General features: G+C 70.7%; 11 protein-coding genes. 5 read left to right on the top strand and 6 right to left on the bottom strand.

Going from position 1 to position 10,211, the window contains the following annotated elements; genetic code table 11:
- The coding region (locus D473_RS0111435) for an N-acyl-D-amino-acid deacylase family protein (RefSeq protein WP_017609206.1) at window positions 1-1,327 on the bottom strand (1,327 nt) is incomplete at its 3' end.
- Between the two features lie 139 nt (window positions 1,328-1,466).
- Here D473_RS0111435 and D473_RS0111430 point away from each other — a divergent pair.
- Window positions 1,467-1,847 (top strand): RidA family protein, encoded by a 381-nt coding sequence (locus D473_RS0111430; protein ID WP_017609205.1) that lies wholly within the window; start codon window positions 1,467-1,469, stop codon window positions 1,845-1,847.
- A 202-nt stretch (window positions 1,848-2,049) separates the two neighbouring features.
- Complete coding sequence (locus tag D473_RS0111425) at window positions 2,050-2,379, top strand: hypothetical protein (RefSeq protein ID WP_017609204.1); 330 nt, start codon at window positions 2,050-2,052, stop codon at window positions 2,377-2,379.
- Between the two features lie 39 nt (window positions 2,380-2,418).
- Here the strand turns inward: D473_RS0111425 and D473_RS0111420 are convergent, their stop codons facing one another.
- The 3 genes from D473_RS0111420 to D473_RS0111410 form a co-directional block, all read right to left on the bottom strand.
- Entirely contained in the window at window positions 2,419-3,024 is a 606-nt protein-coding gene (locus D473_RS0111420; RefSeq protein ID WP_017609203.1) for a TetR/AcrR family transcriptional regulator, read from the bottom strand.
- A gap of 194 nt (window positions 3,025-3,218) precedes the next feature.
- Window positions 3,219-3,668: a GNAT family N-acetyltransferase gene (locus D473_RS0111415; protein ID WP_017609202.1), complete on the bottom strand. Its 450-nt coding sequence runs from the start codon at window positions 3,666-3,668 to the stop codon at window positions 3,219-3,221.
- A 491-nt stretch (window positions 3,669-4,159) separates the two neighbouring features.
- Window positions 4,160-5,410, bottom strand: a complete 1,251-nt coding sequence (locus D473_RS0111410; protein ID WP_017609201.1) for a hypothetical protein — start codon at window positions 5,408-5,410, stop codon at window positions 4,160-4,162.
- A gap of 405 nt (window positions 5,411-5,815) precedes the next feature.
- On the opposite strand from D473_RS0111410, the gene D473_RS0111405 reads away from it, so the two are divergent.
- From D473_RS0111405 to D473_RS0111395, 3 genes are all read left to right on the top strand, one after another.
- Window positions 5,816-6,364, top strand: a complete 549-nt coding sequence (locus tag D473_RS0111405) for a gamma carbonic anhydrase family protein (RefSeq protein WP_017609200.1) — start codon at window positions 5,816-5,818, stop codon at window positions 6,362-6,364.
- A 197-nt stretch (window positions 6,365-6,561) separates the two neighbouring features.
- A complete protein-coding gene (locus tag D473_RS0111400; RefSeq protein ID WP_017609199.1) occupies window positions 6,562-6,807 on the top strand; it encodes a hypothetical protein in 246 nt (81 codons plus the stop codon).
- A 105-nt stretch (window positions 6,808-6,912) separates the two neighbouring features.
- Complete coding sequence (locus tag D473_RS0111395) at window positions 6,913-7,641, top strand: hypothetical protein (RefSeq protein WP_017609198.1); 729 nt, start codon at window positions 6,913-6,915, stop codon at window positions 7,639-7,641.
- 83 nt (window positions 7,642-7,724) lie between these two features.
- Here the strand turns inward: D473_RS0111395 and D473_RS0111390 are convergent, their stop codons facing one another.
- Together D473_RS0111390 and D473_RS0111385 are read right to left on the bottom strand one after the other, a co-directional pair.
- Window positions 7,725-8,972 (bottom strand): sensor histidine kinase, encoded by a 1,248-nt coding sequence (locus D473_RS0111390; RefSeq protein WP_017609197.1) that lies wholly within the window; start codon window positions 8,970-8,972, stop codon window positions 7,725-7,727.
- Window positions 8,969-10,207 (bottom strand): histidine kinase, encoded by a 1,239-nt coding sequence (locus D473_RS0111385; protein WP_017609196.1) that lies wholly within the window; start codon window positions 10,205-10,207, stop codon window positions 8,969-8,971. Before D473_RS0111385 ends, D473_RS0111390 begins: the two co-directional genes overlap by 4 nt.
- Between the last annotated feature and the right edge of the window lie 4 nt (window positions 10,208-10,211).

Here is a 10,211-nt window from a genome sequence, read left to right as displayed (position 1 = left end):
GTTCGCGCACGTAGTGGCCGAGGTAACGGGGGAAGGTACCCCAACCGCGCGGGTGGGGCCGGGCACCCACGAGGATGCCGTCGCTGCCCCCGGTGTGTGCGCCGTGCCGCATGATCGTACGGATGTTCTCCTCGTTGCCGACCTTGAGCAGGCACCCGCTGCGCAGACGGTCGGCCACGAGCAGGTCGGCGTAGAGCTCGGCGGGACGGCAGCCGTGCCCGCGGGCCAGGTCGGCGACCGAGGAGCCCACGGCCCAAGAGAGGTGGGGCGCGGTGACACCGGTGACCACGATGCTCTCCCAGTCCAAGGGGATGCCGTGGTTGCCGTCGGTGCCCTCGACCTCGATCTCGTGAAGGATGCGGGCGCGGATGGCGGGGTCGCGCAGACGTTTCAGGGTCAGTTCGGTGCCCCCGGCCTGCGCCCAGCTCGGCAGCGGCGCCCCCAGGTGGGTGGCGCTGGGGCCGTAGGGATAGCTGTCGAGGGTGACGTCGAGGCCGTAACGGACGGTGGCCTCGTCTATGGCGTCCAGGACCTCGGGCGCACGGCCCCGGTTCCGGGGGAAGTTCACGTGGCAGTGGGCCAGGTGCAAGGACACCTGGGCGTGGCGGGCCACGTCCAGGCACTCCTGATAGGACTCCACGATCCGCGAACCGTAGTTGCGGTGGTGCGGGCAGTAGTACCCGCCGACCTCGCGCACGGGTGCCAGGAGCGCGACGATCTCGTCGTCGGTGGCGTACATGCCCGGTGTGTAGGTGAGGCCGCTGGAGAGGCCGTGAGCGCCCTCGGACATGCCGCGGGCGACCATGCCGCACATGCGGTCGAGTTCGAGGCGGGTGGCGGAACGGTCGGCGTTGCCGACCACGGCCATCCGGACGTTGCCGTGCGGGACGAGAACGGCGGCGTTGACGGGGGCGCCCTCGTCGACGCGGTCGAGGTAGGCGCCGATGCCGCGCCAGTCGCGTTCCAGGTCGGGGCTGCCGTTCCAACCGGTGAGGCGTTCGAAGAGTTCGTCGGCGGTGGTGTCGGTGACGGGCGCGTACCCGAGCCCGTCCTGGCCGAGGACCTCCAGGGTGACCCCTTGCGCGACCTTGGCGCTGTGGTCGGGGTCGGCCAGGATCGCGAGGTCGGAGTGGGCGTGCATGTCGATGAAGCCGGGAGCGACGGCCAGCCCGCCGACGTCGACGATGGTTCCGGTGGTGGTACCGGTCCGGCCCGGTGCGGCAACGTGGGTGATGCGCCCGTTGCGCAGGACGAGGTCGGCGCGGCGGGCGGATGCGCCCGTGCCGTCGACGACGAGTCCGCCGGTGAGCACGGTCTCGGACTGCACTGTTCCTCCGTTCGGCGCCGACACACGGAAGTGTCGGTGTGGCCCAAGAGACGTGTGGAGCACAAAAATGGAGAGCTTCGTTGTCAGTGATAGTGCCGGGAAGGGCCGGAGCCAGGCCCGCTGAAGAAGGAGTGTCCCCATGACCGAGAATGCGGTCCGTACCGACCGGGCCCCCGCACCCGCGGGCGCCTACAGCCAGGGGGTCGTGGCGGGCGGTTTCCTGTTCACGTCCGGGTTCGGGCCCCAGGACCCCGTGGACGGGGCCATCGCGCCCAGCGTCGGTGAGCAGACCACGCAGGTTCTGGCCAACATCTCCGCCGTCCTGGCCGAGCGCGGCCTGACCCTCGACGACGTCGTCAAGACGACCGTGCACCTGGAGAACCTCAAGGCGGACTTCATGGAGTTCGACGCCGTCTACGAGGAGCACTTCAGCGCCCCCTACCCGGTACGCACCACTGTGGGCTCCGACCTGGCCAACATCCTCGTGGAGATCGACGTCACAGCCAAGCTCCGCGACTGAGCGTCGCGCCGAGCGGACCGAGGCCGGTCCGGGACCGTCCAAGCCCTACCCCGGACCGGCCCCACCCATGCGAGCTGCCCTTTTCCGGTTGGGGCAGGCCCTCTTCAAATATCCGGGAGATGTCCGAAACAAAGCGCGTGCCCCGGGTGTCACACGCTGTGTTCCCCCGTAACAACGAGCACAGCAGAAGAGGCACGACGCAATGATCATCTGGACCGGCTGGGGCATCCTCGTCCCCCTGTTCATGGCTCTCGGCGCCGGCGGTGTCGGACTGCTCACCGAGGAACTCTTCGGTGTCGGCACCGGAGGCGGCGGTGCACTGGTCGGAGCCCTGGCCGCCGCCGCCGCGATCTTCCTGCTCGGCCGCAAACTCAACAAGCCCGAGCAGGGATACCACCCCAAGACCGGAGAACCCGTCGTGTACCGCAACAGGCACACGTTCTTCTTCGTCCCCATGCAGTACTGGTCGGCCATCATCCCCGCGGTCGGCCTGATCGTCACCGTCATCACCACGATCAAGGGCACCGCGTGACACCTGGGGCGTGAGTTCCCGGACGGCGGCGCGCGCCGCTCAGGCCGCGTCGCCGTCCTCGAAGTCCTTCAGGCACAGCTCCAGCAGATCCTGGACCCTGCGGGTGATGGTCTCCCGCTCCATCGCACACAGCGCCCCTGCGCCCTCGACCAGACGCACACGGGCGATACCGAGCACCACCGAGGACATGAGCAGCGCGTGTGCCCGCTGCTCCGGACCGCCCAGGTAGGCCGCGAGCGGCTCGATCATCGCCGAGGTGATGCGCCCCTGGTAGACCGAGCGCAGGTCGGGGTCGCCGGCCGAGTCGTCCAGGGCCCGTTGCAGCGCGGTGCCCTCGCCGTGCAGGCGGCTGACGGTGTGCTCGGCCAGACGCCGGGTCAACTGGTCGTGCGGACCTTCCTCGATGAGCCCCGGGTAGACGCCGTCCTCGCGCAGGAGCTCGGTGAGCAGCCCGCGTTTGGCACCGAAGTAGCGGTTGATGAGTGCGACGTTGACGCCTGCGTGCGCCGCGATCTTGCGTGAGGAGACCGAGCCGTAGCCCTCGTTGGTGAAGAGCTCCTTGGCACTGGCGAGGATCCGCGCACGCGTCGCCTCGCGGCCCCGGGCGGGGCCGGTGCCGCCCCCGGTCTCGTCCGGATGGTCCATCTGCACACCCCTCGGTGGCCGCGATCTGGCTTTCAGGTCTCCAGGTTGACACCAACAGACGGTGACCGCATACCGGAACCTGGCGAGAGGTACCCATTCGACGGCCAACGCTAGGCACCCGTGCTGGACGGGGCAGGTCCACCGCACGCGAGGACTCGTGGAGCGGGGCCGACGGGCCGCGCGCGGCCGGCTCGTCAGAGGTACCGGCGGAACCCTTCGGCGGAGTTGTCGAAGCCGAGGGCACGGTAGAAGGCGTGGGCGCCGCCCCGGGAATCGTGGGAGAGCAGCTCGGCCTTGTAACACCCGGCCTGTGTGGCGCGCTCGACGGCGTCCTCCATGAGGGCTCGGCCGATACCGGCGCCGCGGGCCTCGGGTTCCACGACGAGGTTGTCGACGATCGCCCAGGGCTGTGCGTCGTGGGTGAGGTTGGCGACCACGACGAGGTCGAGGGTGCCGATGATCTGGCCGCGTTCCTCGGCCACCAGGACGGTGCGGTCGGGGTCGTTCTCCATCCGGGTCCAGGCGCGCACGGCCGCGGACGACATGCGCACCTGTGCGCCCTGCGTATCAGTGGCGTCGCCGAGTTCTCGGAGGAGGCGCAGGATCGCTCCGAGGTCGGACCGGATGGCCGCACGAATCATCATGGCTGTCGGCATCGTAGCCCACAGCTGCGACAACAAGGACGGGACCCCACATCACCCCACAAATCACCGCCCGCGCAGCGCTTCCCGTGACCCGCGTGCACACGGACGCACGAGGCCACGCACCGTCCGGCCACGTGCACCCCGCGTGCCCAGAACGAGCACGGGGCCCGCGCGCAAGGACGGCCTCGTCCCTGGGCCGTTCCCCGGCACACGTGCGAGAGTCCCGTTCGGAAACGGTTCTCCGGGCCCGGTCGGACACATGTCGGGGGTGGGGCCCACCGGACCCCACCCCCGACATCGGCCTCCGTCCCCGTGGGGGACCGGTGGCTAGGGAGTGTTTTTTAGAAGGCTTTCGGATCAGCGAGCGGCCGCCCAGGCAATCTCTCGCAAGACGATGTGCGAAGGTCAGCCTGGTTGTGCTTCACGAGCGCAGAGACGCAGCGAGAGGCAGCCTGGTGGATGCGAGCCCGGAATGATTCAAAAAACACGACCTAATCCTTGCGGATCACGCGGACACCCTCGTCGCCCGTGGGCGGCTGCGGGCCATCCGATTGCGGGCCCGACGGGGACGCGGTCTGCGGGGCGCNCGGGGGGCCCCCCCGGGGCCCCGCCTGCGGCTCGGCCGTCTGCCGGCTCTCCGGCTGGCGGTAGATGCCGGTGACGCCCGGGGCACCGCTGTCCTGGCCACCCTGGCCCTGCTGCTCTGTGCTCTCCGGTGCGGGGGCGTCGAAGCGCGCGCCCTGCGGCGGCCCCGAGGGCGCCTGCGGCCCCTCGGCGTCACCGCTCTGCTCGTCCTTGCCCTCCTCGGGCTTCTGGGCAGGCTTGATGCGCACAGTGGCCTCGTCGGGCTCCTCCGGAACCGGAGACAGCTTCGCGGTGGGCTCCAGGCCCTGCTGCCCGCCTGCGGCCTTTCCGCCCTTCTCCTCGGACTCGGCGGGCTTGTCGTTCTCCGCGGGCTTCGCGGGACCGGCAGCCTCGGCGGGCTTGTCGGTCTTGGCCTTCTCGCCGCCCTCGGTGCCCTTCTTGCCCTGGCCCTGCCCGGCCTCCGCGGGCTTCGCCGGACCGGCAGCCTCGGGCACCACGGGCGTCTCCTCACGGGAGAGCCCGGTCTCCAGCGCACCCGCCTCGTCCTCGGCTGTCACCAGGTCGGCCAGGGTGGAGTGCATGTCCTTGAGCCGGCGCAGCGCCTCGGCGTGCGTGGCCGTGAGGGTGGCGAGACGGCGGTCGGCCGTGTCGTGGATCTTCTTCGCCCGCGCCTCGGCCTCGCTCAAACGGCGGTCGCCGTCCTGCTTGGCCTGGGCCCGCAGCTGCTCGGCCTCCTTCTTCGCGCCGGAGACCATACCGTTGGCCTCTTCGCGCGCGGAGGAGACGATGCGCTCTGCGTGCTCCTCGGCCTCCTTGCGGTACTCGGAGATCTCGCCCTTGGCCTTCTTCTCGGCCTCTTCGACCTCGGACTCGACCCGGGAGCGGCGCTCCTTGGCCTCTTCCTCGGCGATGCGCAGGATCTCCGCCATGCGCTCGCTTATCTGCTCGTGTTCCGGCTTGGTCTGAGCCTTCTCACGCGCGCTCGCGAGCTCTCGCTTGTACTGCTCCAGTTCCTCGTCCATCCGCTGCAGGCGCTCGCGGAGATCCTTGAACTGGTTGTCCATTCGGACGTAGTAGTCGTCGACGTGCGCCTTGTCGTAGCCGCCCTTGCGCACCGTCGGGAACCTGTCTTGTTGCAGTCCGCCGCCCGGCAACATATCGCTCATGTGCCCTTCATGTCCTAACACCGTTTCGACTGCACGTCGCAGAAGGTGAGAGCTGCCCCGTACCCAATTGTCCAGGGACCACCCACGAGGTCCGGCTGTGGGAGATCCGGAGCCGAATGTCCCTGTTATTCCCGCGTCCCGTCGGTTCTGTGGGGGGCACAGGCCTCGTCCGGGGCGCCGCGTCGTGAGAACCGTCCGCCGTGACCAAGGTAGGCACGCTCTGCGACGCCGCGTCAATGTCCCGGAGGGGTACACCGGCGTGCGGCCCCTGGTCACCTTCTTACTAAGGTATGCGCGATCATCCCCGTGTGGGGTCCGAGTGGTCAACTTCTCGTTCACCCCACACCTCACGGGAACGACAAAACGCGTCCGCACGACGTTGGAGAGGACCAGGCGATGGGCAAGGACACACATCCCCACCCCGGTGCGTACATCGGCGAGGCCGAGTTCGGCAGTCCCGAGATCGACCCCACCGCCTGGGTCGCACCCGGCGCGGTCGTCGTCGGACGCGTACGCCTGGGCGCCCACAGCAGTGTCTGGTACGGGTGCGTGCTGCGCGCCGACAGCGAGGACATCGTCGTCGGGGAGCGCGTCAACATCCAGGACCAGTGCGGGATGCATTCCGATCCCGGCGAACCCGCGATCCTGCACGACGGCGTGAGCCTGGGCCACCAGGCGATGGTGCACGGCGCTGTCGTGGAGGAAGGCGCGCTCATCGGTATCGGCGCGACCGTCCTCGGCGGCGCACGCGTCGGGAAGGGGGCCCTGGTGGCCGCCGGCGCCCTCGTCCCGCCCGGCAAGGTCGTTCCGCCCGACACCCTGTGGGCGGGGGTCCCCGGAAAGGCCGTGCGCGAGCTGAACGAGAACGACCACCTCGTCCTGGAGCACACTCCGACCCACTACGCCGGGCTCGCCCGGCGCCACCGAAGCGTCACCTGGCTCTGAAGCACGGCCCGGAAGCACTGCCTCCACGGCGTACTGGTCAACCCGGGTGAGGTCCGGCACTGGTCCTCCCGGGCCATGTGCCGGGCGAGCCCCACGGCCTAGCCTGGAGACGCCGTGCCCCATGGGTACGGTCCCTCGTCCGTGCCCGTGCTCCCTGCCCTCGGTCCGCGCGCGGCACCGTCGTCCTCGGGAGGTGCGTGTCCGTGCGATTCTCCACCGACGCATACACACGTGCCTCCGCGGTGCTCCACGACGGTGTCGCCCTGGACGAGATCGAGCTCTACGCCGAGGTCCTCATCGCCGCCGCCCGCACCGACCGCCCCCTCAGCCCCGACGAGCTCGACCAGGCCCTCGGGGTGGGTGAGGACGCCCCGGAACCGCCCTCCGAGCAACCCCGACACGGTTTTCTGCTGTTCAACCGTATTTTCACGAAATCGGCCTGATCCGGCCACCGCCGGCCCGCTTGTCGCCACTCCGGACATGGGTATTGCCAATCCGGGACCACGGTCCCGATGAACGGCGTCTATCCCCCTGTCAGGAGTCGACCCATGAACGCACGCTCCGACGAGTCGACCCATCCGGCCACCCGGCCCGGCGGTCCTCCCCGGCACCGCGGCACCGGAGAGCCCGACTCCGCCAAGCGCGTCACGTTCACCGTCGCCCTCGTGGCGACTTTCCTGTTCCTACTGGTCACCGCAGGCGGCCTGGTCTGGTTCCTGTCCTCCGGCGGCCCCGACTCGGAGCTCACCTCGGGCGCTGAGGAGGCCGAGGCCCCCGTGTCCGGCTCCGAGCCCAGCGACGACTCCCCTGCCCCCGAGGGCACCGTCGCCGACCCCGGTAGCGGTGTGGCCTACGAGCTGCCCGACGGCGGATGGGAACGCCTCGGCGACGACGAGGTGCCCCAGGAGTATTCCTCCTACGTGGTACTCGGATCGGTCGAGGACCCCGACTCCTTCATCGTCACCGGATCCCAGCGGTTCGACGGGACGGAGACCCTGGAGGAGACCGGTCTGCGTTTGGCCACCGATACCGTCGGCACGTTCGTCACCGGGGGCGGGACGCCCGAAGCCGCGCCCTCCGGCACGGAGGAGGTCGACGGCCATCCCGCGTTCGGCGCCTCGGTCGGTTCCCCCACGGACGAGGACCCCTACGGCCGGCTCGTGCTGGTGAAGATGGACGACTCGCACGGCGCGTTCGTCCTGGGTCTCAACACCGACGGCGGGACGGAGGCCTCGGCCGCGGTCGACGCCGCGCTGAACTCCGTCGGAGTGCTCTGAGGCCGGTGCCCCGCGGGGCACCGGCGGCCCCGGCCGGCCGCCCGCCCCGGCCCGTGGGCCGGGGCTCAGCGGGCGGCCCGGTCTCAGTCGGGCACGACCGCGCGCATCAGGAATCCACCGTCCCGGGTGGGAGAAGCCGACAGGGTGCCCCCACCCAAGGACACCCGCTCGCGCAGACCGGCCAGCCCGCTGCCCGCCGGCACCCCCGTCTCAGCGCCAGGACGGGCACGGTCGTTGGTGATCTCCACGACCAACGTGCCCGGACCGACCATGGAGCTGCGCGCCCGCGTGAAGGTGATCCGGCACTCGGTCGCGTCGCTGTGGCGCAGCACGTTGGTCCCTCCCTCGCGCACCACCCACGCCGCCAACTCCGCGGCCTCGTGTGAAGGGGCGACCCTGTCGAGGCCGTCGACCCGGACACGGACGCCGCCGGCCGCGAGCACCCCGCGCACGTTCTCGATCTCCTCGGCCAGGTCGGCCTCTTGGTAGCCGCGTACCGCCGACCGCACCTGCGCGAGCGACTCCCGGGCCAGGGCCCGCACCTGCGCGATCTCCACGGCCGCACGTTCGGGGGCCCGTTCGGCCAGACGGGAGGCGAGCTCGGACTTGGTCGCCAACGCGGAAAGGCTGTGGCCGAGCAGGTCGTGCATGTCCCGGGCGAACCGCAGCCGCTCCTCGGTGACCGCGAGCCGCGACCGCGCGTCCTCCCCGTACACGACCTCGTGCACGGTCTCCCACAGCCAGAGCTCCATGAGCCATCCGGCGATGACCACACCGCCGAAGAACACGGCACCCGCCCAGGTCAACGCGAAGGGCGCGATGTGGGGAGGGTCGGGGACCGTGAGCAGCCCGATCCAGGGCAGGGCCGCCACGGACAGGACGATCGGTACCGCCTTCCGCATCGATACCACGAACACACACGTGGCACCCCAGAGCGCGGCCATGTACAGGGGCAGGACCGGCGAGACGGTGACCGCGGTCATCGCCACCAGGCAGCCCAGGGAGCCCCGGTACCACCACGGTGAAGGGGCCTCGCGGCGTTCCAGCCGCGTCATGCACAGCGGGTACGTCGACACGATCATCGGCAGGAGCAGTACCGAGGCCGCGGACGTGCGCCACGGGTACTCCGCCATGTAGAGGACCGACTCCGGGATCCCGACGAAGACGATGGTCGCCTGGAGGACGACGATCGACCACAGGGTCAGGACCCGCATGCTGCGCAGGCGGCGGTCGGTCGGGGCCGCGCGTGCCCCGTGGTCCCCGGCCGCCCCGCTCCCGTGGGCGCGGCCCGCGCTCCCACCCTCGGCGGCGCCTTCGCCGATCCCGTTCACAGGTCCTCCCCGCTCTCGACGGGCCGGTCCGGGCCTTCCACGGACCAGGGGACGGTGGCCCGCAGCAGAAACCCGCCGTCCGGGGTGGGCCGGGCCGTCAACGCCCCTCCGGCCGCCGCGAGCTGTTCGGACAACCCGTCCAGGCCACCGCCGCCGCTCTGGGCACGGCCCCGAGCACGGTCGTTGGCGATCTCCACGACGAGTGCGTCCCGCCCGTCCCCTCCGGCACGGGTGAAGGTGATGCGGCACTCGTCGGCCTCGCTGTGGCGCAGTACGTTGGCTCCGCCCTCGCGCACCACCCGCGCCGCCGATGCCGCCGTGCCGGTCGGCAGACCGCTCTCCGGGACCCCGCTCACCTCGGTGCGGGTGCCGTTGGCCGCCAACGCCGCGCGCACTTCCTCGACCTCGTGGGACAGGTCGATCTCGCGGTAACCGCGCACCGCCGCCCGCACCTGCTGCAGGGACCGGCGGGCCAGACTCTGCACCTGCGCCATCTCGTCCGCAGCGCGGGCCGGATCGCGGTCCAGGACCCGTTCGGCGAGTTCGGACTTGACCACGAGCGCGGAGAGGTTGTGTCCGAGCAGGCCGTGCATGTCCCGGGAGAAGCGCAACCGCTCCTCCGACACCGCCAGGCGGGCGCGGGCGCGTTGTTCGAGGAGGGCTTCGTTGGTGATGTCCCAGAGACGGACGTAGATGAGTACCGCCCCCGCCAGGAACAGCGACCACAGCACCACGAGGGCCCACACGGACGCGAGGGCGATCGGGGCGATCCCCTGTTGCAGGGCCCGTACCGACAACACGGAAGACAGCGCGAGGCTCCATGCGAGCAGCCACCACCCCCACGAGCGGGGACCGATGAAGACCGCGACGCCGACCCAACCACCCAGGACGAGGATCCCGAAGAGCGGGGTCATCGACGTCGACACCACCACCGCCACCAGGACCGTCGCGCCCCAGTACGACCACGGCGAGACCCGGCGCGGCTCTCCCAGGCGCACCCGCCCGAAGAGCATCCACAGCAGCAGGGACGACGCCAGCAGGGCCGCCGCGACGAGCGCCGCCGAGATCCAGCGGCGCTCGGGTGGCCCCACCAGCATCTCCATCACCGCCGACATCACCAGCGGCAGAACCAGCACGCACGACGATGCGGCGATGACCACACGCACGAAGTGGAGCTTGCGGGCCTTGCGGCGCTCGGTGACGACCCCCGTGAGGTCGTTTCGGTCCCGTGCCACCCGT

The organism is Nocardiopsis xinjiangensis YIM 90004 (genome assembly GCF_000341145.1).
Taxonomy (GTDB): Bacteria; Actinomycetota; Actinomycetes; order Streptosporangiales; family Streptosporangiaceae; genus Nocardiopsis; species Nocardiopsis xinjiangensis.
This window is presented reverse-complemented; position numbering and strand designations above follow the sequence as displayed.